The organism is uncultured Sulfitobacter sp., from assembly GCF_947500075.1.
Classification (GTDB): domain Bacteria; phylum Pseudomonadota; class Alphaproteobacteria; order Rhodobacterales; family Rhodobacteraceae; genus Sulfitobacter.
Genome location: NZ_CANMQS010000011.1, coordinates 74,039 through 96,006, shown reverse-complemented (window position 1 = coordinate 96,006; position 21,968 = coordinate 74,039). Strand labels below are relative to the sequence as shown.

27 protein-coding genes are annotated in these 21,968 nt (G+C 55.2%); 12 read left to right on the top strand and 15 right to left on the bottom strand.

Annotated elements, in window-relative coordinates; genetic code table 11:
• A partial coding sequence (gene gcvA, locus Q1A91_RS22440) for a transcriptional regulator GcvA (protein WP_299882845.1) occupies window positions 1–806 on the bottom strand: 806 nt, incomplete at its 3' end.
• A gap of 142 nt (window positions 807–948) precedes the next feature.
• Here gcvA and Q1A91_RS22435 point away from each other — a divergent pair.
• The 4 genes from Q1A91_RS22435 to Q1A91_RS22420 all read left to right on the top strand — a co-directional run bounded on the left by Q1A91_RS22435 (window position 949) and on the right by Q1A91_RS22420 (window position 4,557).
• Entirely contained in the window at window positions 949–1,584 is a 636-nt protein-coding gene (locus tag Q1A91_RS22435) for a pyridoxamine 5'-phosphate oxidase family protein (RefSeq protein ID WP_299882843.1), read from the top strand.
• 19 nt (window positions 1,585–1,603) lie between these two features.
• Complete coding sequence (locus Q1A91_RS22430) at window positions 1,604–2,566, top strand: alpha/beta fold hydrolase (protein WP_299882841.1); 963 nt, start codon at window positions 1,604–1,606, stop codon at window positions 2,564–2,566.
• A gap of 117 nt (window positions 2,567–2,683) precedes the next feature.
• The gene (locus Q1A91_RS22425) at window positions 2,684–3,526 is read left to right on the top strand and encodes a PhzF family phenazine biosynthesis protein (RefSeq protein ID WP_299882839.1); all 843 of its coding nucleotides are present in this window, start codon (window positions 2,684–2,686) and stop codon (window positions 3,524–3,526) included.
• A 230-nt stretch (window positions 3,527–3,756) separates the two neighbouring features.
• The gene (locus Q1A91_RS22420; RefSeq protein ID WP_299882837.1) at window positions 3,757–4,557 is read left to right on the top strand and encodes a GNAT family N-acetyltransferase; all 801 of its coding nucleotides are present in this window, start codon (window positions 3,757–3,759) and stop codon (window positions 4,555–4,557) included.
• 140 nt (window positions 4,558–4,697) lie between these two features.
• Here Q1A91_RS22420 and Q1A91_RS22415 read toward each other — a convergent pair whose 3' ends face one another.
• Window positions 4,698–5,243, bottom strand: a complete 546-nt coding sequence (locus Q1A91_RS22415) for a hypothetical protein (protein ID WP_299882835.1) — start codon at window positions 5,241–5,243, stop codon at window positions 4,698–4,700.
• A gap of 99 nt (window positions 5,244–5,342) precedes the next feature.
• Here Q1A91_RS22415 and Q1A91_RS22410 point away from each other — a divergent pair, with 99 nt between their 5' ends.
• Entirely contained in the window at window positions 5,343–5,909 is a 567-nt protein-coding gene (locus Q1A91_RS22410; RefSeq protein WP_299882833.1) for a Crp/Fnr family transcriptional regulator, read from the top strand.
• 29 nt (window positions 5,910–5,938) lie between these two features.
• Here the strand turns inward: Q1A91_RS22410 and Q1A91_RS22405 are convergent, their stop codons facing one another.
• The gene (locus tag Q1A91_RS22405; RefSeq protein ID WP_299882831.1) at window positions 5,939–6,871 is read right to left on the bottom strand and encodes an alpha/beta hydrolase; all 933 of its coding nucleotides are present in this window, start codon (window positions 6,869–6,871) and stop codon (window positions 5,939–5,941) included.
• A gap of 86 nt (window positions 6,872–6,957) precedes the next feature.
• On the opposite strand from Q1A91_RS22405, the gene Q1A91_RS22400 reads away from it, so the two are divergent.
• On the top strand, window positions 6,958–7,671 hold the full coding sequence (locus Q1A91_RS22400) for a YafY family protein (RefSeq protein ID WP_299882829.1): 714 nt from the start codon (window positions 6,958–6,960) through the stop codon (window positions 7,669–7,671).
• 52 nt (window positions 7,672–7,723) lie between these two features.
• On the opposite strand, the gene Q1A91_RS22395 is transcribed toward Q1A91_RS22400, so the two are convergent.
• On the bottom strand, window positions 7,724–8,623 hold the full coding sequence (locus Q1A91_RS22395) for a LysR family transcriptional regulator (RefSeq protein ID WP_299882852.1): 900 nt from the start codon (window positions 8,621–8,623) through the stop codon (window positions 7,724–7,726).
• A gap of 97 nt (window positions 8,624–8,720) precedes the next feature.
• On the opposite strand from Q1A91_RS22395, the gene Q1A91_RS22390 reads away from it, so the two are divergent.
• From Q1A91_RS22390 to Q1A91_RS22375, 4 genes are all read left to right on the top strand, one after another.
• A complete protein-coding gene (locus Q1A91_RS22390) occupies window positions 8,721–9,437 on the top strand; it encodes a DUF4386 domain-containing protein (RefSeq protein WP_299882828.1) in 717 nt (238 codons plus the stop codon).
• A gap of 162 nt (window positions 9,438–9,599) precedes the next feature.
• Window positions 9,600–10,463 (top strand): NAD(P)-dependent alcohol dehydrogenase, encoded by an 864-nt coding sequence (locus tag Q1A91_RS22385; RefSeq protein WP_299882826.1) that lies wholly within the window; start codon window positions 9,600–9,602, stop codon window positions 10,461–10,463.
• Window positions 10,464–10,479: 16 nt separating this feature from the next.
• Entirely contained in the window at window positions 10,480–10,917 is a 438-nt protein-coding gene (locus Q1A91_RS22380; RefSeq protein WP_299882824.1) for an ABA4-like family protein, read from the top strand.
• A gap of 30 nt (window positions 10,918–10,947) precedes the next feature.
• The gene (locus Q1A91_RS22375) at window positions 10,948–11,463 is read left to right on the top strand and encodes an ATP-binding protein (protein WP_299882822.1); all 516 of its coding nucleotides are present in this window, start codon (window positions 10,948–10,950) and stop codon (window positions 11,461–11,463) included.
• A gap of 100 nt (window positions 11,464–11,563) precedes the next feature.
• On the opposite strand, the gene Q1A91_RS22370 is transcribed toward Q1A91_RS22375, so the two are convergent.
• The 3 genes from Q1A91_RS22370 to Q1A91_RS22360 all read right to left on the bottom strand — a co-directional run bounded on the left by Q1A91_RS22370 (window position 11,564) and on the right by Q1A91_RS22360 (window position 14,468).
• Window positions 11,564–12,586 carry an adenylate/guanylate cyclase domain-containing protein gene (locus tag Q1A91_RS22370; RefSeq protein ID WP_299882820.1) on the bottom strand — a complete coding sequence of 341 codons (1,023 nt, stop codon included), beginning with the start codon at window positions 12,584–12,586 and terminating at the stop codon, window positions 11,564–11,566.
• Window positions 12,587–12,798: 212 nt separating this feature from the next.
• Complete coding sequence (locus Q1A91_RS22365) at window positions 12,799–13,662, bottom strand: AEC family transporter (protein WP_299882818.1); 864 nt, start codon at window positions 13,660–13,662, stop codon at window positions 12,799–12,801.
• Window positions 13,663–13,790: 128 nt separating this feature from the next.
• Window positions 13,791–14,468, bottom strand: a complete 678-nt coding sequence (locus Q1A91_RS22360) for a hypothetical protein (RefSeq protein ID WP_299882816.1) — start codon at window positions 14,466–14,468, stop codon at window positions 13,791–13,793.
• Window positions 14,469–14,803: 335 nt separating this feature from the next.
• Between Q1A91_RS22360 and Q1A91_RS22355 the strand changes: the two genes are divergently transcribed.
• A complete protein-coding gene (locus Q1A91_RS22355; RefSeq protein ID WP_299882814.1) occupies window positions 14,804–15,292 on the top strand; it encodes an ATP-binding protein in 489 nt (162 codons plus the stop codon).
• Between the two features lie 43 nt (window positions 15,293–15,335).
• Here Q1A91_RS22355 and Q1A91_RS22350 read toward each other — a convergent pair whose 3' ends face one another.
• From Q1A91_RS22350 to Q1A91_RS22320, 7 genes are all read right to left on the bottom strand, one after another.
• Window positions 15,336–15,845 (bottom strand): DUF1772 domain-containing protein, encoded by a 510-nt coding sequence (locus Q1A91_RS22350; protein ID WP_299882812.1) that lies wholly within the window; start codon window positions 15,843–15,845, stop codon window positions 15,336–15,338.
• Window positions 15,846–15,914: 69 nt separating this feature from the next.
• Complete coding sequence (locus Q1A91_RS22345; protein ID WP_299882810.1) at window positions 15,915–16,316, bottom strand: DUF4345 domain-containing protein; 402 nt, start codon at window positions 16,314–16,316, stop codon at window positions 15,915–15,917.
• Between the two features lie 60 nt (window positions 16,317–16,376).
• On the bottom strand, window positions 16,377–16,685 hold the full coding sequence (locus Q1A91_RS22340) for a hypothetical protein (protein ID WP_299882808.1): 309 nt from the start codon (window positions 16,683–16,685) through the stop codon (window positions 16,377–16,379).
• A gap of 43 nt (window positions 16,686–16,728) precedes the next feature.
• Entirely contained in the window at window positions 16,729–17,556 is an 828-nt protein-coding gene (locus Q1A91_RS22335) for an NAD(P)H-binding protein (RefSeq protein WP_299882806.1), read from the bottom strand.
• Window positions 17,557–17,662: 106 nt separating this feature from the next.
• Window positions 17,663–18,658, bottom strand: coding sequence for an AraC family transcriptional regulator (locus tag Q1A91_RS22330; protein WP_299882804.1), 996 nt, complete (start codon window positions 18,656–18,658; stop codon window positions 17,663–17,665).
• Between the two features lie 200 nt (window positions 18,659–18,858).
• On the bottom strand, window positions 18,859–19,488 hold the full coding sequence (locus Q1A91_RS22325) for an isochorismatase family protein (protein WP_299882802.1): 630 nt from the start codon (window positions 19,486–19,488) through the stop codon (window positions 18,859–18,861).
• 26 nt (window positions 19,489–19,514) lie between these two features.
• Window positions 19,515–20,381: a pirin-like C-terminal cupin domain-containing protein gene (locus tag Q1A91_RS22320; RefSeq protein ID WP_299882800.1), complete on the bottom strand. Its 867-nt coding sequence runs from the start codon at window positions 20,379–20,381 to the stop codon at window positions 19,515–19,517.
• Between the two features lie 108 nt (window positions 20,382–20,489).
• On the opposite strand from Q1A91_RS22320, the gene Q1A91_RS22315 reads away from it, so the two are divergent.
• Window positions 20,490–21,404 carry a LysR substrate-binding domain-containing protein gene (locus Q1A91_RS22315; RefSeq protein ID WP_299882798.1) on the top strand — a complete coding sequence of 305 codons (915 nt, stop codon included), beginning with the start codon at window positions 20,490–20,492 and terminating at the stop codon, window positions 21,402–21,404.
• A 168-nt stretch (window positions 21,405–21,572) separates the two neighbouring features.
• Here Q1A91_RS22315 and Q1A91_RS22310 read toward each other — a convergent pair whose 3' ends face one another.
• Complete coding sequence (locus tag Q1A91_RS22310) at window positions 21,573–21,950, bottom strand: nuclear transport factor 2 family protein (protein ID WP_299882796.1); 378 nt, start codon at window positions 21,948–21,950, stop codon at window positions 21,573–21,575.
• Between the last annotated feature and the right edge of the window lie 18 nt (window positions 21,951–21,968).

Sequence of the window (21,968 nt, the reverse complement as noted above, 5' to 3'; positions counted from 1 at the left end):
AGGGGAATGGCGAGATCAAATAGCTCTACCACGCGCCCAGCCTGGACATCTTTGGCCGAAAGGAAGCGCCACCCCAAAACGACTCCAGCACCGTCGATCGCGGCTTGCAGCCCATGGTCCGGAAGACTGAATTGCATGCCGCGCGAGGCATCAACACCCTGTGTACCGCTTCCATCGAGCCAAGTCTGCCAGGTCGGCGCATTGGAGTCAAAATCCATGGATTGATTGTGCAGCAGAACGTGGTTCTTGAGATCGGAAGGCGTTCTGATGGCGTTTTGCCCTTCAAGCAGGCGCGGACTGCACATCGGTATCACCGACTCGTCGAACAGCTTGATGGCTTCAAGACCCGGCCATTGCCCGTGCCCCAGCCTGATGGCAGCATCAAAGTCATCACGCTGAAAATCCACAAGGCCCAAGCTGGTCGAAACAAGTACGTCAATATCCGGGTGTTGCGCGTAAAACTTCTGTAGCCTCGGGATCAGCCACATTGCGGCGAATGTTGGCGCCACGGTCAGCGCCAGCGAGCCGCCCTTGTCCGTCTCCATCACATTCTCCATGGCCTGATCGAGGTTCAGAAATACGGAATGTAGCTCCTTGGCCAGTAGTTGGCCTGCCTCGACGAGAACCAGGCCTCGCGCCCGTCGTCGAAACAGCGGGACGCCGAGATAGTCTTCCAGCTTCTTTACCTGGTGGCTGATGGCAGCGGGCGTCACGGACAATTCTTCGGCTGCGGCAACAAAGCTGAGATGTCGTGCCGATGCTTCGAACGCGCGAAGTGCGTTCAGAGGGTAGTTTTTGCGGTTCATGTCATTGGCTAACTTTTTCTAAGCCTGCGATAGACAACGTCGTTTGTCAAATCTCTCAACCTCTTACAAATTAAGGTCCACAGATAGCCTGACCAGGCACCCCGATACAAAGAAACTAATGAATATCCGAAAGGACAACGCCATGGCACGAGCCTTTGCGACAATTGCCTTTACGCCTGACGTCCGCGCCCAGCAGTCGCGGATGGGGTCTGCCGAGACCTATGGAAAACTGCTCAGCAATGACGCGGCGGGTTTTGAAGAGCTTGGGACGAAAGAGATTAGCTTCATCGGCGCACGCGATGGGTTTTACCAAGCTTCCGTATCCCAGTTCGGGTGGCCCTATGTACAGTTCCGCGGCGGCCCGGTTGGCTTTCTGAAGGTACTTACATCCAAGACGCTGGCCTACGCCGATTTCCGCGGAAACCGCCAGTACATTAGCGCTGGCAACCTGTCCGGCAACGATCGCCTTTCAATGATCCTAATGGACTATCCTAACCGCCGCCGCTTGAAACTCTGGGGCCGGGCGCGCCTAATCGAGGGTGCCGACAACCCCGAAATTCTAAGCCAGCTGCATGACCGAAACTACACGGCGCGCCCCGAACGTGGGGTACTTATCACGGTCGAGGCATTTGATTGGAATTGCCCAAGCCACATCCCGCGCCGCTTCACTATTGACGAGGCAAATCAAGAGATCGCGGCATTGCGCCGTGAGAACGAGGCCCTGAGGGCCGAAACCCACGCTCTGCGAACATCCGGCGCATCGGGCTCTCCAACCTAAATCTGAAAGGATCAGAACAATGAAGACACGTATACACACATCTATTCTCGCCGCACTGTTTGCCAGCACCACGCTCTTGCCGGTGATCCTGCCGAGTAGCGCCTTCGCAGCCCAGAGCCCCTTTGTTGTCAACATGAAGTCGATGGAGATCGACGGGCAAACCATCGCATATCGCGAGGCAGGTGATCCATCAAACCCGACGGTCCTGCTGCTGCACGGCTTTCCCACGTCCTCGCACATGTTCCGCGAGTTGATCCCGGTCCTGGCCGAGGACTATCACGTCATAGCTCCGGACTATCTTGGGTTTGGCGCATCGGACATGCCGCCAGCCGAAACCTATGAATATAGCTTCGCCAATGCGGCAGAAACGGTAACACGGTTGATCGACGAAATAGGTGTTGACGACTACTCCGTTTATTTGATGGATTATGGCGCGCCGATCGGGTTTCGCATGTTCGCCGAGCATCCTGAACGCGTCACTGGTTTTGTCATCCAGAATGGCAATGCCTATGACGAGGGCTTGCGCGAATTCTGGGATCCGATCAAAGCCTACTGGGCGGACCCCAGCCCTGAGAACGGTGATGCACTGCGTGGCTTCCTGACGCTCGACGCCACCAAATGGCAATTCACCCACGGCGTTGGTGACGTCTCAACGGTGAGCCCTGACAATTTCTGGCACGTGCAATATCTGCTCGACCGCCCGGGTAACCAGGAAGTGCAGCTTGAGATGTTCCTGGATTACGGCACCAATGTCGCCGAATATCCGAAGTGGCAAGCCCTGTTCCGGGAACACCAGCCGCCCGCGCTGATTGTCTGGGGAAAGAATGATCACATCTTCCCGGCTGACGGAGCGCACCCCTACAAGGCCGATCTGACGGACGTCGAGTTCCACCTGCTTGATACCGGACACTTCGCGCTTGAGGAATATGGCGATGTGATTGCTGCAGAGATGCAGGACTTCCTGGCGCGTATAACCGAATGACCGCAACCGGCCCCGGTGGCTATCTCCGCCGGGGCACGATGGACTTAAACTGCAAAGGCTTAACGTCTTGCCGCCCATCCAATTCAGACTCACGTCAGCAGAAACAGGATCTTGACCATGAAAAATGAAACCAACCGGCCCGTTCTCCGCATCGCTGCCTTTTCTGATGGCGGCAATGGCGGCAACCCAGCAGGTGTTGTCGTCGGCGATACGCTTCCCTCTGAATCAGAGATGCAAAGCATTGCAACCGAGGTGGGATATTCCGAAACGGTATTTGCCGCGCCCCAAGGTAACCGATGGCAGGTGCGGTTTTTCTCACCAGAGGAGGAGGTGGCTTTCTGTGGACACGCCACCATTGCTCTGGGCAGCGTTTTGGCTGAACGTGAAGGCCAAGGGCTGTTTCTGCTCGATCTCAACTCGGGACGCATTAGCGTTGAGACCAATGAGGATGGCAGTGCAACACTGACCTCTCCGCCGACCTCCAGCGCGGAGGCTGACCCGACCCTGTTGAGGTCCGCGCTTGAACTGTTTGATCTCACGGTCACTGACCTTGACCCCTCTCTACCACCTGCGGTTGCCAATGCTGGGAACAATCATCTCATCCTTGCGCTAGGTGACAGGCTGACGCTTTCTGAAATGTCATACGATTTGGATGAAGGCGCGCGCCTCATGCGGCAGTATGGTCTCACGACGATCAACATTGTGTGGGCGGAAACGCCACGCCGATTTCACAGCCGTAATGCCTTTGCGATCGGCGGCGTCATCGAAGACCCGGCGACGGGGGCTGCCGCAGCGGCGCTGTCTGGATACCTGCGAGACATCGGATGGCCCCACGGCGGTGCAATCGACATCGTTCAAGGCGAGGATATGGGCGCGAGATCAATGCTGAAAGCAAGTATCAGCGCTGCTCAAGGCGAGGGAATTCGCGTCTCTGGGATGACCCGGATCATAAGTAGATAGAAAATCAAGTGTGTGCCGCCTAGGATGACTCGCGCCCAAGTCGCAACTTACTCGAAGCAGTCGCTTGAACTGATGGCACAAGCGGCGGCTTTGTCTGCTTGAAACAAACCGGGCAAGAAACTGGAACCCGACGATGAAAGCTTGAAAAAGAAAAGACCTCAACGACTTGCGCGCTGAGCAAAAACCCGTTCATTGCGTTTGTGCGCATCTTGGAAACATGAAAGCAAAAGATGACGCGAATTACTTCGTTTGCCGGATCAGGCTTTGACTTGGATGCTCTGCATTGCGCCATGCTTGCCGCGTTTGCTGACTATATCGTTCCGTTGCAACCAGATGCAGACACGTTCAAAGCCGCGCTGAGTGCGAGAGGTTTTGACCCCAATGCGTCATTTGTCGCCGTCGACGACAATGAAGTCATCGGGTTTTGGAACGTCGCGACGCGGAGCACCAAACGGTATCTGATCGGTAGCGGAACTCGCATTGGCCACAGAGGCCGGGGATTGGCGTCTCGTTTGGGCATGGCGGCAATAAGTTCGGCAGGGAATGCCGGAATCGAAAGCTTTTGGCTCGAGATCATCAAGGGAAACACGGGCGCTGAACGTCTCTATCGGAAGATGGGATTTGATGTGACCAGAAAGCTCGACTGTTATCGGTTTGACCATCCATCTCCTGATCAGTCCTCATGCAAACTGTCGGACTTTGACACCGTTGCGCATGTCATTCAGAGGTATGCGACCTGGGAGCCAACTTGGCAAAACGCCACGGAGACCATTTCCGGCTCACAGCTGACGTCCTTCCTGCATGAAAAAGGTGGAGCGATCATCGGCGCAGGTGGCCTCGTGCATCAGATTGCCGCCAGCGAACCCTCGGCTTTGAAAGACCTTCTTGCAGCGGCAGCCACGGTCGGTTCACTGACATTGGTCAATGTCGATTCCGCTGACAGCGCGTTGTGTTCCCTTTTGCAGGAGCTTGGGGCTCATCGCTTTATCGTTCAGTCTGAAATGCGCCTATCTTTGCCAAACGTCTCGTAGCGGTCGTTCGAGTCCGGCGCAGCATATCGCAACGAAGAGTTCGGAGCCGCCCAAAGCACTTGCGGAGGGGCAATCATTGCGCCGGCGCATCGTTCCTTTTGATGATGATGTTCCGCCCATTCGCCTTGTGTAGCACTAATCTACGCAGCACGCCGAACCCGTTGCACAGCCGCACGAAACCCAATCAGGATGGTAAAAATCACTGCGGCTGTCGTCAGACCAGATTTGGTGAGCGTCGCAATGCTGCTTGCATAAACAAGCGGCGCGGAGAGGTTTGGCCAACTCAAAATCATGACAGTAATGCCAAGGTTTTCAATATAGTCGCAAAGAGCTGCGCCGACCGAAAGGATGATGCCAAACCGGACAAGCCGATAGGCGGGGATGTTTTGACCAAGCCATCGCATCAGAGACACAAGGGTAAATGCAAGCAGAGCGGGATATGCGGTGTCGAGCGGGATTTGATGGCTCAGGTAGTACTTGCGGCCCTCAGCGCCCAAGCCCTCCAAAAGCGCTGCGGCATCTTGAGGGCTGTAACCCGTTGGGCGCATATCAAACGGCACATGACCGGAAACAGCCTCGATTTGGGCCAGCGTTACAGTGATCATCAGGCCATAGATCAGCGCCCCCAGACACCCAAAGTAAATCGTCGCCAAACCCAAATGTCTTGTCCAAATTCTATCAATCATTTTTCAAACTCCTTCATTTGTGTCAGACATGCACGCAGACGAAGCCTCCCGCATTATCATTTGATAAGGCCTGCCAAGATGAATCTACGGACGTTTTTGATGCAATCGGCCGACTTGTCTCAGGGAAGCTGTGTTGAAAATTTCTCTGCCAAGTGGGTGGAGACAGGCGTGGATGCCAAGACCCAGATCGTTGGCCAAGAAGATATTTGCGCTGATGAATTCATCCTTCTGAACGGTTGCCTCTCTAGCACAATCAGTGATCCGGACGGGAAAGAGGTATGCGTCGGGCTCTATGTTGGCCCTTGTGTTGTGACGCCGAACATTGCGCGCACGCGGGCGGGTCAATCCCTTGTTTCGATCACGGCGACGACCGAGGCGCAAATCGCTCGGATCAACAGCGATTTGTTAACGGAGTTGATGATTGCATCGGAGCCAATTCGAAACTGGGCCAACAGTGTTCTGCGCGACGCCCTGAGCCATAAGGCGGATCGCGAGTGGTGCCTTGCGGCACTAGGCGGATCAGATCGGCTTATGTGGTTCCGCGAGACCTATTCGGGCTATGAAGACATCTTCAACCATGCGCTCATCGCGTCGTTCTTGGGCGTAACGCCCGTAACGCTGAGCCGATTGCGCCACGGTGGTAGCGGCCCTGAAGTCAGCGCATAAACCCTCCGCTCAGAACATTTTGCAGCGTCCTAGGCCGCCAACCATTCCAAGATCGTATTGTTTGTCTCATCCGGCATTTCCTGCTGAACCCAGTGGCCACAATCCAGGCTCACAACGTCCACATTTGGCACGAAGTCAGCAAGGCTTTCTGATTTTGGGATCATATCCAGCTCTCCGTAGATCATCAGCGCGGGTTGATGGATGATAGGATCTACGTCTTCCAATAGCTCCCAGTTGCGATCCATATTTCGGTACCAGTTGATGCTGCCAGTAAATCCAGTTGCCTCAAAAGCCGCGACATAGACAGCGAGTTCGTCTTCGCTGAGGATCGGGTCGCCCAAGGGTTTTTGAGCTTGCGCAAGGTTGATCAGCATCATGCCGTGCGCGGGCGGCGTTTGAGGGATGTTCTTGCGATACAAATTGCCTAAGAATTTAGCGGCGTTCTGATCCAACGCAGCATCAGCAACACCCGGCTGCCTGTTGAAGTGAACGAAATAGTTGTCCGCTCCAAAGACCTCTTCCATGAACGCGATCCAGGGCTTTGGTGTGCGTGGCTGATAGGGCAACGCCAGATTGATAATCTTCGACACCCGATTTGGATGCAGTTGCGCCATGCTCCAAACGACGTTCGCGCCCCAGTCATGCCCGATAAAAGGAGCGTTATCATACCCGAAATGTTCAAGAAGAGCCGCGAGATCATCGGTCAATTTAACAATGTCATAGTCTGTGACGTCATCTGGGCACGATGAGTTTCCATAGCCCCGTTGGTTCGGGACGATCACATGGTATCCCGCCGCCGCGAGGGCCGGCATCTGATGACGCCATGAAAACGCGTGCTCTGGCCAGCCATGGCAGAGAATGATCGGGTTGCCTCTATTTTCTTGACCGGTTTCGAATACTTCAAGCTGGATGCCGTTCACAGGAACAAGTGTCGGTGTTGGAATATTTACGATGGTAGACATGACGGCGCTCCTTACTGCGTTGTGTCGTCATCGCCTACGGCAAAAAGGTATCATAAGATGACACCTTTTGTGATAAGGTCTCATACATGAAAGTACGCAGCAGGCAAGACGCCATTGTGCGCAGCCTGCGTCGCAATGGCACATCAACGATTGAGGCGCTCGCCGCGGAAGTTGGCGGGTCGAGAAGCACGATCATCCGTGATATCGCAGCACTACGCAACGAAGGGTTTATCATTCACACCGATCCGGGCCGCGGGGGCGGGTTGAGCTTGGACCCGCAGTCTGTTCAAAAATCGCCGCGCCTCACTGTGACCGAGGTCTTTGCGCTGATCATCGGCATTTCCAGCATGCGTGCCGCTGGGAGCCTTCCTTTTGCGACCCTCGCAGACACCGGGCTTTCTAAAATCGAGAAAGCCCTGCCGTCCGACAAAATCCGCGATCTGCGTCGTCTTTTGGATTGCCTTTATGTGGGACCACTCGCCCCGCAAGTCGACATATCTAATCTCGGAGAAATGGACCCCGCATTGTTGCCCGCGTTCGAGGTCTCATTTCTTGATCGGCAGTTATTGCAGTTCGGGTATCGTGACGCGAAAGGGATCATGACAAGGCGACAGGTCGAGCCGCAAGCGATGCTGATCCTACCGCCGCTTTGGTATTTGGTTGCGTGGGATCCTTCACGCGACGATTTCAGGCATTTCCGCATGGACCGGATCAACGCGCCCGCTTGCGTTGACGGACAAACCTTTCGAAGGCGAAGCGTTCCTTTCGATGATGATGTCCGCCGTGTCCGTTTTGCATAGGATTGTTCTTGGCGAACGCCGTTGTGACGTTAGCCGGTTGCACGAACTCAATTCAGCGTTTCAACTCTTCGATCAGGAAGTCATAGACCCGCCGGATACGGCGGCTTGTGGTCAGTTCCCGGTGGGCGACAAGCCAAATTGGGAAGGATAACGGCTCCAAGTCAGGCAAGACCCGCACAACGCCGGGGTCGGCATCGCCGATGTAGGCGTCGAGGATGCCAATAGCGGCCCCTTGTTTTACCAATTCCCACATCACCAGATAGCTTTCGGTCAGCAAAGGAAAGTTGGCTTCCGTTAAGCCAAGGCCCAAACTGTTGAGCGGTTTGAGCATGCTACCAGCTTGGTCGATGCTGACAAAATCAGCGTGCCGCAGGTCGTAGGGCGTTTTGGGCGGCCCAAGCTTTTCAACATAAGCGGGAGAGGCGTAAAGGATCGCATCAGCCATGCCGATCTTCTTGGCGATCAAATCAGGTTCTGTGGGACGAAAGTTGCGGATTGCGATGTCTGCTTCGCGCCTTAACAGGTCACTCGCGCGGTTTGAGACGACAATCTCGACATGGATTCCAGGTTCTTCGATCCGTAGTTTGGCGATGATGGGCGGTAGCAGGACGGCGGCATAGGTTTCGCTGGCGGAAATGCTGATGCTGCCTTCCAGAGCTTGGCTTTGGCCAAGTGCCGCGAGCGATACGCGCCCCGCAGCGTCGCCCATGCCGCGCACGTGTTCGAGCAACTCCATACCGCTAGGGGTCAGCGTCAGGCCGCGCCCGACACGCTCAAACAAGACCACGCCCAGTTCCTGTTCCAGCCCGTCAACCTGACGCCCCAACGTCGGCTGGGCCATTCCCAACGCGCGCGCAGCAGCAGATAGCGAGCCTTCCTCGGCCGTCACCAAGAACGCGCGGGCCTTGTTCCAGTCAAATTTTACTGAACGCCAATCCATGCAGATATGCATATCAAAAATGGAAATTTGGTCAATTCGCATGAGTGAACCATCCGTATAGACCAGTGCCAAGACACGAACCTTACCCGAGCTAGAGAAAGGAAAGACAATGACCAACGCTTCAAACACGCACTGGGATCCGCAGGCTGCGCGTGCCGCTGGCGCGCTTTACCTTGCCATCGCCGTCTGCGGCGGCTTCAGTATTGGTTATGTCCCGATGCAGATCGTCGCGACTGATGCCGCGGCGTCAAGCGCGAACCTCTTGGCGAACACGGGCCTCTTCAAACTGGGGGTACTGGCCGATAGCGCGGTGATCGTGTTCGAACTGGCGATCACGGCGATCCTCTATCACATGTTCCGCCATGTCGGGCCAAAGATGGCTACTGTCGCGCTGATCTCACGTGCGGGCATGATTACCGTTATGGGGATCAACATCCTGCTCTGGGTGATGCCTTACATCTTGCTAACCCGTGACTCCGGCTGGGACACAGCGCAACAGCACGCCCTTGTTCAAATGTTCTTTGATGCACGTGCCACGGGCGTCTTTGTCTGGCAGCTGTTCTTCGGCGTGCACCTGTTGGCGCTTGGCTGGCTGATCGTCAAGTCGGATGTCGCGCCGCATCTGCTCGGCCGCGGTTTGTTCATCGGAGCGTTTGGTTATCTGATCCAGGGCGTTGTCGAGCTGACATTCACCGATATCGCGCTGCTTGACTACAGCATCATCGGCCTACTTGTGATCGTCACAATTTCTGAAATCAGCTTTGGCCTTTGGCTGCTGATCCGCGGCGGGCGCACATCATCACAACTCACACCTGCAACGGCATAGAGGAGACCCCCCATGCTTGCCTATTCATATACAAAATACGGATCACCCGAAGTCATCGCACAAATCACCGTTCCCACGCCGACACCAAATCCAAACGATGTGCTGGTCCGGATTTATGCGACCACCGTCAGCGCAGGCGATTGGCGCGCCCGTAGCCTGACAATGCCAAAGGGTCTCGGCCTGTTGGGGCGGCTGGTCTTTGGGATAAGCGGACCGCGCAAACCAATCCTTGGGACAGAGTTTTCTGGTGTGATCAAGGCGGTCGGCGCAAATGTCACTCATTACCAAACCAGCGACGCCGTGATTGGGTTCCCCGGTGCCAGCTTTGGCGCACATGCGGAGTTCATCACGATGCCTGCGGACGGAAAGCTGACCCTGAAGCCGGACAACATCAGCTTTGAACACGCGGCGACGATCCCTTTCGGTGCAACAACAGCTTACGACTTTTTGGTCAACAAGGCCAAGCTGCAACGAGGCGAGACGGTTCTGATCAACGGGGCCTCTGGGTCGGTCGGTTCGGCCTGTGTGCAAATCGCCAAACACCTCGGAGCACATGTCACCGCAGTCTGTAGCGGTCGTAACGCAGAGATGGTTCGCACATTGGGCGCCGATCGCGTGATTGACTATCGCACCCAGGAGGTCATTGAGACAAATATCCAATATGACGTGGTCGTCGACACCGTTGGGACGTTGCCTTGGGCGCAGGCCAAACACGCGATCCGAAACGGCGGGAAAATGGTCCTGATCGCAGGCAAAACATCCGACATGTTCCTAGGCGGCATGAAGGCGCGTCTTGCGGGCAAGAAAATGGTCGGCGGCGTCGCGTCTGAGCGCAGGGATATCTTGGAGGCGGTCGTAGAACTCGCAGCACTTGGTGTTCTTCGGCCGGTCATCGATAGAAGCTACACCTTTGACGATATGAAAACCGCACATGCTCATGTCGATACGGGGCATAAAAAGGGCAACGTGGTCGTCACTGTGAAATCTCACGGCAGGGAGCGTTCGCCTATTGAAAAGGAACGTTAGTCAAAGGATGTGATTTATGCCTGATCCGAACATGAACTATGAACTTTTCTTCTCAGTGGCTGGCGTTCTGGCGATGGTTGGTTGGTTAATATTGCTTGCATCACCCCTTATTCCACTGTGGTCTGATCGGATTTCGGGGCTCGTTATTCCGGTGACTTTATCGGTAGGCTATGTGGTTCTAGCGGCCTTCTTTCCGTCAGGTGGGGATGGCGGGTTTGGTAGCCTCGACGCCGTAATGGCGCTATTTTCGCAGCCGAGTGCGATGTTGGCTGGTTGGATACACTATCTTGCATTTGACCTTTTGATCGGAGCTTGGATATGCCGGACGGCGAGACATGATGGTTTGAGCTTCTGGTTGGTTGCGCCGTGCCTTCCGCTGACCTTTCTTCTTGGCCCAGCAGGTTTCCTTGCCTTTTTAATCGTCCGCACAATTGCGAAACCCAAAGCGGCCTAACCTCAGGTGAAATGAAGAAAGGTATCTCCCATGGCGGACAATGAAACACAGCTTATTCATCTGATCTGCGGTTCAACGGGCGCTGGCAAAACGACTTATGCGCGAGAGTTGGCAAGCAATATTGGCGGAGTGGTGTTCTCGATCGACGAGTGGATGGTAACGCTGTTTGGTGAAGATGCTCCGGCACAGTTGGATCCAACATGGATTTTCCCTCGTGTTCGTCGTTGCGAAGCGCAAATGTGGGCAATCGCATCGCAACTCGGCAAGCTGGGTGTCCCCTCGATCTTGGATTGGGGCTTTCAGAGGTATGAACATGGACAAAGGTTTGCGGGCCTGGCAAGGCAAGGTGAACTCGCAGCCAAACTACATGTCCTAGATGTCGACGCATCTGAACGGTGGAAGCGTGTGAACACGCGCAACAAAAACCAAGGTGAGACATTCCATATGGAAATTACACGCGGCATGTTTGACTATATCGAAACGACTTGGGAGCGACCCAGCGACGATGAGATAGAGGCAGTTTCTCGAATAGATTTCGGTCAATGACTGCTCTGGTGAAGTTCGCCTGGCCGCAAAACGCCCGTCGCAGCAGACGCGAAAAAATGCCGCACTGGCAGAAGGCGCAACACGCTGGAACCGTCGCTGATCAACCTCGTGGCGAAGGTGTTTGGAGAGCCCACAGCTTAAGCGCGTCTTGTTTTCCATGTGCTGCGAAGTCTGGAAGGCCAACCAACTTTGATTGCCAGTCTTCCGGCAACCGGCGTTGGATCACATCGGAAACCACAATGTCTGATCCGAATTGCCTTGCGGCACCTTCAATTCTTGCTGTGGTGTTCATGGTGTCCCCAAGCAGTGATATTTCCTTTTTCCACGCACCAATCTCACCCGCGGCAACGGGGCCGCAGTGGATTGCAATTCTCATGCGCATCGGCTTGCCGAATTTTGCGGAATATTGGTCCGCTTTGGTTTCAAGCGCCTCCACCATCGCCTTGGCACACATAACGCAGCGCTCAAAGTTCTTTGCTTTGTCCATTGACCAGGTGATGATGATGGCATCCCCGATGTATCGGTGTGTCTCTCCTCCGTTTGTCACAATTGGATTTTCCAGATCGTAGGCGACATCGCCCAGCAGCTCATGAAACTTTAAGTCACCCAATTTCTCTGCAAGTGCCGTAGAGCCTGTTAGGTCGGCAAACATGATAATGCGTTGTTCAATGCGGGGCCTGCGGTAGCGTCCTGTGAACATGGCCAACGCGGCTTCCTTGCCGAGTAGTTGGAAAAGCTCGCCTGACATTGACAAGCCTGTCGCGACGCCGATTGACACCCAAAATCCAAAGAAGAAGTCAGGATCAAGCCACTGTTTTGTCCCCAAGAATAGTAGAGACGGCAAAACCAGCCCGCCAATGATAATGATGCTGTAGGCAACCGCACGCAAGCCAACGACAGCGATAAGAGGTAGCTTTCGAAGCCAAAGAATGGACCTGTTTGACAGAACAAGAGCCTCTAGCAGGAGGCAGCCTGTGCCAATCATCGCGCCGCTAACGCCGCTCAAGAGAACCCGCGGCCAATCTGCAAGTGCGTTACCTGCAATAAGGGCTATCAAGGGGCCGATCAGAAAAGAGAAACCAACGACCTTTAAGAAAAAACTGAGTGTCAAATTGTTGTTCACATGAAGCTCCGCATCGCCGTCTGAGCAGCACCTGCAAGCTACTCAGTATTACTGTCACGACACAATGCGGTCACTGACGACGCAGAACTTAAGGTCATTTTAGTTCGCAGATTTTCAGTTGAATCACACCGCAGCGAATAGCACGCTTCGACAGACCCGCCCTTCCTGTTGCAGGCGGAAAATGGGGTCGAAGAGCCAAACTCACTGCAAAACTAACGACTTTTCAGTGCAATGATCAAGAACGCGGGCATTGCCGTCCCCAACCAGACCACGCTGTAGATCGCTGCGGGAATGGCATACGCGTTGAATGTTGGGCCGCCGGTGACCAGCAGTCCGGCGATGGCAAGCGCCAACGCCCCATTTTGAACGCCGGTCTCAATCGCTATCGTTTTCGCCTCGGAGTCAGATAGTCTAAGCGACCGCGACACAACAAATCCAATCACCGACAACGCGGCAACCAGTGCAAACAGCGCCAATCCAAGCTGGGCAAAATTGTCCGTCACGACCTGCCAGTTGGTTGCAATTGCACCCGCGATGACCCCGGCAAACAAAACCAATGCGACTTTGGAAAGGATCGGGGCGACTACGGCCGTCATTCTTGGAAACGCTGCGCGCATCGCCAAGCCGAGAGCGATTGGCAGAGCCGTCAGCAGAAAAGCGGTGATTGCCGTTGAAGCTATATCCACGTCCGGCGCCGTAGCGTCCATAAAGTGCGCAACTGCGAAGCCAAGAACGACTGGTATTGTCACCACACAGGTCAGACTGAACGTCGCTGTCAGGGTTACCGAAAGAGCTACGTCCCAGTTCACCAGTTTCGTGATGACGTTACTAGCAGCACCCCCAGGGCACGCCGCTAGGATCATGATCCCAGCCGCCGTTTCGGCCGTAAAGCCAAAGATCAGGATGACGATATAGGCAATGACCGGCAATAGAACGACCTGATTCAGCGCACCAATGCAAAAGGCTCGCGGGCGCTCAACTATGCGCCGGAAATCTTGAGGCGTAAGCCCTAACCCAAGGCTGAACATGATGGTGACAACGGCCAGGGGCAGAAGAGCTGCAACAAACACATCCATAGACTGCGCGCCCCTCGTCGCTCCCCGGAATTCTCAGTTCTGGATGGAGTTTATGCATTTGAAGCAGATTTGACGAGGCTGGCTTTTGGCACCGGCAACGCGCCATCAATTGATTGCCATCGGATTTCTTAAGCAGGGACCGCGAAAGGCTTTTGTGCGCGCGCAGTATCGATGATTGCTGCATCATGAATCCGGGTGCGCAGCTGGCGGACGCTGCGCTTTGACTTGGTTTCTCGCCGAAGCTCCGCAACAAAGCGCGGTTGCATACCGATCGACCGAGCTGCCCTAACGTCTCGCTCGTGAGCAATCAAAACTTCAATGTCTTGATGTGGGAAGTTAAGGGACGTCGCGCAGGCCAACAAACTCTCCTCAACACGAGCCACTTTCAACGGATCAGATAGCGCGGTGAGCGCGCCAAGCTTCGTGGCATTGGTCAACAAGGCAGATGCCCTGACAAGATTGGTTGTCAGCATTGGATAGTCCGAGACAAAACCAGTAGGTCTTGCATATCCTTTCGGACACAGCAGCGTGGCGAGCACGCTATTATGCGCCGAGACGGACGCATTCCAGATCGCGTCGTTCAGCATATCCAGAAAGCACGAAACGAGTGCTTCGCGCTGTTCAACAGACCCGGGAAGATGACTGAGTAAGTCAAGCATCGTTTTCGTCGCTAGGATTTTCGCGTGGTCTTGCGGCGTCAGAACTGCAGGGATCCCATGCATCCCGCAGGCGCGGTTGAAGGCTTTCCTCTCGAGCTCTGCTATGTCGCACAAGGCATGGACGGAACAAACGATGAGGGGTTTCATAGTGATCTCCATTTGGTCGAGAATTTGCGGATCGGCTGACAAGCGCGGATTTTCTGAGAGAGGTTCAAAGAAAGAGCGCGGCGTTCCAGCCAGCGACGAGAAACATGGATAGAAATGAGAAGTAGAAGAAATAAAACTGCATGACGGTCGTCCCTGATTAGTGTTGCTGAGGAACGAATACGCTATGCTGGCATGGAGGGATTGACCGACGGGGCCACCGTATTGACTGTGGCGGCCAATGTGCCATTCGCCCTATTTCCAGCGGTTCTGCGCTCCAATTGGGCTGAATTGAATGACGGCAGCGGCCAAATGTCAGATTAGAAAGATGCCAGAGAATGACTCTACCAAAACCGACCTTACATTTGTTGTGCGGCAAGGTTGCTGCTGGCAAATCAACTCTGGCAGCTCAGCTAGCTTCAGTGGACCGTACCGTTCTGATCACCGAAGATGAGTGGATTGCAGCCCTCTTTGCAAATGAGCTGCAGAAGGCAAAGGACTACCTTCATTGCATGACAAAGCTGCGAGCCGCGATGGAACCACATATCGTGGCTCTGCTCAAAATTGGGACTTCGGTCGTGCTCGACTTTCAAGCCAATACCATTGAAAGCCGAGCGTGGATGCGGGGTTTGCTTGATCAAACCGATGCGGATCATCAACTACACGTTCTGATGCCATCGGATGATGTGTGTCTAGAACGGTTGAGAGTGCGAAACGCGAATGGTCTACATCCATTCACTGTAACAGAAGAGCAGTTTCACCAGATCGCCGCACATTTCAGTCCACCGTCAGAGGAGGAAGGCTTCAACCTGGTTTTTCATCATTGACCTTAGATGAAGACGAGGCCTGCTAAGGCCCCGTCAGTCTCGTTCAGACCACCTGCGTTTGGTGTTGTGTCATCCACAGCAATCCAAACAACAGGAGTGACGCTGATATTGTTGACGCTGCGGTCCTGACCGTATTCCAGAAAGTCCACCGCGGCAGATAAGTTCCGGTCCAATAGTCCCGAGCAGCGGAAGACGAAGCGTCCATGCCGGCGAGTGCCTCATTCATTGGCACGTTGCAGAAGACCGTCACGCCAAAGCAGCCAATGAAATAGATCAGTCCTGCAAGTACGAACAAGGTCCCTGCCCCGTTTCCAACAACGAAGCCTCCGTAGGCAGCTATCGCGAGTGAGACAGGTGCCATCCCGATGAATAGGGCCATAAAGACCCAACGAAAGACCTCGCGGTTGATGACTTGCATGGCATCAACACCGCCGATCCCACCGGTGTGGGCGAGCGAGCGCATGATGAAGTCAGAAAATGCCAGGAAGACACCGCTGACAAGCGCGTAAGCAATGATGGCGAATTGAAGGGCGAAAAAGACGAAGGGTGACATGATAGTTTCTCCATATTTGGCGAAGAAAACAGCGGCACCCTTTGTCTGTGTGCCGCTGTTTACTCAGGATCAGATCGGGCTGCCCGACAAACGTTTGCGAAACGCAAAAACGCAAAGCGCGGCAATGGCGATCTCAAGGACCAACGCGCCGACAATGCCCATGGACGGCATGCCATCCAAAGCGAGGCTGATGAGCCGACCAGCGGGAAAGGCCAGGAAGACGATCAGTGTCGCGGCGACTGCCAGCTGAGCCAAAGCAGAGCGCCAAATGCCAAGCAACATCATAATGCCTAACGTCGTAAGACCAGCACCGGGTGCCCGCAATTCGCTTAGCAGACTTGGGTCTTCTCCTATGGCAATCCCATAGCTGGCGTAGAAGCTATGCGGTGCAAATGTGATCATCCCACCTATGCCCACGGCCGTAAGGCCTGAGATCCATAGAGTGATTTTTTTAAGTTTTGTCAGTGTCATGAGCTACTTCCTTCGTTTGGGGGTGTGGATGTGTCGATCTGATCCATGCACCCTCTTGATTCAGTTTGTGTCGATCCGCTCGAGGTCGAGACGGCAGGTGTCGGATGGCGGGTTGCGTTCCAGTTGGGGCACTGTGGAACCGAACGGCGCGATGCGGATCCTGAGAGAGTCGGAAGGCGCAGGTTCATACGCGTCGTTCAGTTCAACGTCTGGCATGTGCCTATGATCTAGAAGGCAATGCCGGTTCGAGCTGCGATCATCCGCAAAGCTTGTCTGCCCAAAGTGCTCCGGATAGGCAGCAGCTGTATCAGACAACAGCGCGCCGAATGGAATAAGCAGCGCAAGTGTCGTGAGTTTGCAGGTTTCCATTGAAACGCTCCTCAAATGAAATGTGAGATCGTGTTCGGCGGCGCTATGCGGCACTATCCCAAACACCGCGAGATGCGACAGCTTCAGCGAATTGTGCAAAATCGCGCGGCTTCCGTCCGAGCGCCCGTTCGACGCCATCCGTGACATAGGCATTGCGACCGTCCAGCGTTTCTCGCGCAATCTGCGTGAAGACATCTGCGACGAAGTCATCGCCCGAAGCCGCCACATTGGCATGGAAGTCTTCGAAACTGATCGGAATGTGCTGGATGGGACGCCCTAATGTCTGGGTCAGTACCTCTGCCATCTCGGCAAAGGTCATCAGGCGTGGCCCCGTGACTTCATAGCGTTCGCCCACATGGCCGTCTTCGGTGAGCGCCGCGACAACAACATCAGCGATGTCGTCAATGTCGATGATCGGCTCTACAATGTCACCGCCCGGCATCGGCAGCACGCCGCCCAGAATGGGATCGCGCAGGTATCCTTCGCTGAAGTTTTGCGCGAACCAAGCAGCCCGCACGATCGTAAACGGCAGGCCAGAGTTGCGCACAATTTCTTCACCCATAGAGGCGAAGTGTTCACCGCGACCAGACAGCAGCACGATGTGCTCTAGCCCAGTGTCTTTGGCGACCTTCGTCAGAGCCTCCAGCTTTTCCACCGCACCTGGGAAGGCCAGATCGGGGAAGTATGTAACATAGGCTTTTTTGATGCCGGTGAGTGCCGGTGCCCAAGTTTCCGGGGCCTCCCAATCAAAGGGAATGTCTGCGTCGCGCGAACCGCGACGAACGGCGACGCCTTTGTCTTCAAGGCGGGCCACAACGCGAGAGCCGGTTTTACCGTTGGCACCGACGACGAGAATAGGTTGAGATTGCATGAGCGTTACTCCTTGGCTGAATGTGATGCTCAAGGGATATGCTTTCGCGCCGCCGGATTATTGACTGTGCCTGCCAGCTCTTTGACCGATGCGGCCAAAGAGGTTGCTAACTCACGAGAGACTTTCGGTAGCTTGCTGGCGTCTCATTGGTCCAGCGTTTGAAGGCGCGATTGAATGCGCTTTGCTCTGAAAAACCCGTCAAAAACGCCACTTCGGCGAGTGGACACCCATCATCGCGCAACATGCTTAGCGCGATATCGCGGCGCGTTTCCTCTGCCAATGTCTGGAAATTGACACCATGATCCGCAAGGCGACGATGGAATGACCGCACGCTGAACCCGAGCTCGCGGGCGACATCAGCCATTTTGGGCAAGCCTTCGCTTAATACACGCGCAATTTCTTCCTTCGTGGTGCGCACAAGTGATGGCTCAGCTTTGATCTGTTCGAGTTCCGCATCAAGGTGCTTTGTTAGAAATTCTGATAGGGCTTGATCGCCAAGCGTGTTCTCTATCGCAAGGGTTGCCGGAGAGAAAAGAAGCCCGTCATCACCGGCTCCAAATTGAACCTCGCAGCCAAAGAACCCTTCAAAAACATGTGCATCGTGGGGCGGTGTATGCTGGAAGGTGACCATCGCTGGCGTAACTTTTTTTGCGGCCACTTGGTCTATGGCTTGATACATAGCGGACAGGCCCGCTTCGGGGGAAAACACCAGTCCCGGGCCGGAGCCCACAAGGATGTCTTGGCGCAGAAAGACTCCGTTGTCCTGCACGTCCAGATGATACTTGATGCTGTCTGACAAGAGCGAATGATACCGCGACAGCCGCTGCAAAACGCCCTCGACATTCGGAGCGGCTTTGCAGGCCAGAGCAATCGTACCAATCTTGTCGATATCAATCGATTTCGCATAGCGAACGGATAGCGTAGCCCGTTCAGGCACCTTTTTTGCCGCGAGGCCCAATATCTCGTAATGAGCTTGCGTTGCGATCCGTCCCCCCTCAACCTTGAAACGCAATAGCACGTTGTCGCCGTCCAAAAGCGTGCCGTCATTTGTCAGCGAGAAACCTGCGGCGCCCGCGAAATACTGAGTTATGACAACCGACACGGATGGCATCTGCTTGGCGCCTCTCCCTAATATCAATCAGAATGGTTCTTCGTCGTGTGAATAGCACGCAATACGTGGCTTTGAGAAAACATACGCGCATCACCGCGACGCGCATATGATTTTTGCACCGCAAAATGCGGCGGCCGGAACCCAAACGCCGGACGCTTAAAGCGCGCAGATAGAATGGTCACGTCTCTGCTTTAGGCGTTGGATAAAGCAGCGCTTTCACGGACTTGACCCACCAGGATTGACCAATCCATACCAAGCGCCTGATACACTTCGCCCGCTTCTGCGCTGGCATTGTCCGCAAGAATTTCGATCATCAGGCTTGCTCCGTCGGCAACGACGACACCCGCCTGGGTCAAGCGCATCAGGGCAGTTTCGCGCTTGGTCATGTTGAATGTGCCGCTGGCATCGACAGCGACATAGGCCTCGAACCCTTCGCGCACTGCCCGCATGGCTGGGAAAGCCGCGCAGACTTCGACCGAAAGCCCCGCGAAGATCAGTTTGCTGCGGCCCGTGGCGCGGATCGCCTCAGCGACGCGCGGATCGTCCCAAGCGTTCACCGTGGTGCGGTCGATGAACGTCTGCCCCGGAAGCGCCTCGGTCAGCTCCGGAATCGCGGGGCCCCAAAGGGTCTCGGACGAGGTGGTGGTCGTCACAATTGGTAGGCCCAAAGCCTTGGCAGATTTGGCCATCCCAACAATGTTGGCCTTAAGCTCGGCAATAGAATGATCGCGCACACCGGTCATCAGGCCAACCTGATTGTCAACGAAGACCATGGCGGCGTTATCACGGTTCAATGGTTCTGGGTTGTATGCGTTTGTCATTGTCTTCTCCTGTTTTGGGGGTGTCGTCAGTCAAGGGATCCGAGCAAGCCGTCGCGATAGGCAGCCTCGACAGCATCAAGCTCTCCAGCGTTGCCCATCACGAATGGGCCGCGTTGGACAAAGGCCTGGCGCAGCGGTTTTCCTCGGAACAACACGACATGTGCCGCATCGTCCGAGGAAATTGAGATACCCGAGGAGCTGTCAAAGGCGATGGCAGTCCCTGCCTTCATCTCCACACGCTCGTTGTCCCAGGTCACGGTCGGCACGCCATCAATAGCGAGAAGCCAGGCATGCGAGCCGTCTGCGCCGTGCTGTGCAAAGCGTCCGCCGGGCTGAAGCGTGATATCAAGCAACGAAAGGGGATTGTCCGGCGCAGTCGCACCAACAAGGCCGTTGCTTTCGCCCAATAGCAGCCGCGCAGTCGCGCGTTCGCCCTGTAGTCTGGGAACATCCTGTGCCCGCAGATGAAACGCAGAGGGCGCGGCCTGGCGTCTGTCCGCGGGCAAGCCAACAAAGACCTGCAACGCATGGGTTCTGGAACCGGGGCGCGGTTGTTCATTGTGCATGGCCCCGCGCGCTGCCTTGAACCAGTACAGATCGCCAGGTTCCAGATCAATGTCGTTGCCCAGGGAGTCGCGGTTGCGAAAGGTTCCCTCGCTGTCCTCAAACACCACAGTGACGGCGGACAGACCGGCGTGGGGATGCGTGCCAAATGTCGGCGCGGTCATCGTAAAGTGATCGACCATGATGAGCGGATCCATCAGCCCCCGGAAATCCGTGTGCTGATAGCTGGTGGCCGAGAAGCCGTCGCCTCGAGCGATCCGCTGGCCGGCACTCTGGACGTAGGTTTCGCAAGGTTCGCCCGCGAGTTTATCGATGAGATGCGTGGTCATAGTTTCTATCCGTTGTTGTTGTAATAAGAATATGGGCAGGACAATCAGCGGAAAACATGGCAATATCAGAACCTACCGTTCTATTTTTGGAACAATGATGGGGCCAGCATGGATTTGAACGATACGTTCTACTTCGCCCAAGTGGTTGAAAAAGGGGGCTACTCTGCCGCCGCCCGTGCGCTCGGCGTCCCGAAGTCGAAACTCAGCCGCCGAGTGATGCAGCTTGAAGAAGAACTTGGCGTGCGTCTGCTTCAGCGCACATCTCGCGTCGTGACCCCGACAGATGCCGGGGCCGAGTACTACCAATTGACTGCGGACGCCTTAGAGCGGTTCCAAGCTGCCGAGACAGCGATGCGCCGCAAAACCAACGCCATCGAAGGTTCGGTCACCGTTTCATGCTCGGTCGGCATGGCTCAATTCGCACTAGATCGCATTTTACCCCAGTTCCTGCAGGACAACCCCAAGGTGACCGTCGTGCAGAGAGCTTCTAACCAGATGGAGGATTTGGTCTCGGGAGGTATCGATGTGGCCATCCGTGGGCACATGGAGACTTTGCCCGATTCAAGCCTGATCCAAGTGAAGATTGCGAGGCTTGAATGGCATCTTTTTTGTTCGCCGGACATCCTGACGACCCTCTCCGGACCAGATGACCCCAGCACTCTTGCGGGACAGCCAGCTTTGGTGCTGGGGCGCCCAAGAGACACACATCAATGGCTACTTACCGATCGGAATGAACAAACAGCCGCAGTACCCTGCCCCGTTCGTTTGGCGAGTGATGATATGACGACGCTTAAGCGGGCTGCTGTGTCTTCTTTGGGGATTACCGCCTTGCCACACTATGTGTGCTTGCAAGAACTTGAGGCCGGTGCGCTCGTTCGCGTCCTGCCAGGCTGGACGGCAGGATGTCCGCAGATCAGCCTGCTGATGCCGTCCCGCCAAGGACTCCTGCCCGCCTTTGAAGCGTTCATTGCCTGCCTCAAACGCGACTTGCCGCAAGTACTTGCGGGCAAGCAAGGAACGTAGAGGCTTTCTGGTCCTTGGGTTGCGAACCGCCGGTCAGGCCTTTGTCGCGACTATCTTGAACGAAGCACTTTCTTTATCTTTTGGTGTGGCGGCAACGAAGAACAATTACTGCCATACGCTCCTCGAGGTCGATCCTAAGTCCAAGACTTTGGACACCGTCGAACGTGACTAAAGCCCCGAGATATCCACAAAGACCCGATAGTCTGCGATCTTGCCGTCACGAATTCCAAGATGCGCGGCGAATGGCACCTCATGCTCTGACTGGTCCAAACGTGTGTAGTGAACCGTGCCATCACAGATCGCGGTATCACCGCTTGACCAAACACCGCTGATCGAGTGATGCATGGCCTTGATCGTCGCAAAGAATGCGGCATTGCTGTTCTTGACTGCCTTGCGGCCGCTAATTTGCTCAAAGTTCCCGAGCTGAAATTGCACATCGTCCGTCACGTGATCGACGACACCTTGGGCGTCCAGCGCATCAACGGCTGTGTAGAGCGAGGTGATCAGCGGCGAATATTCGGATGTGTTTTGGCCTGTGAGTTCCATGGTTTTTCCTTCCTTTGA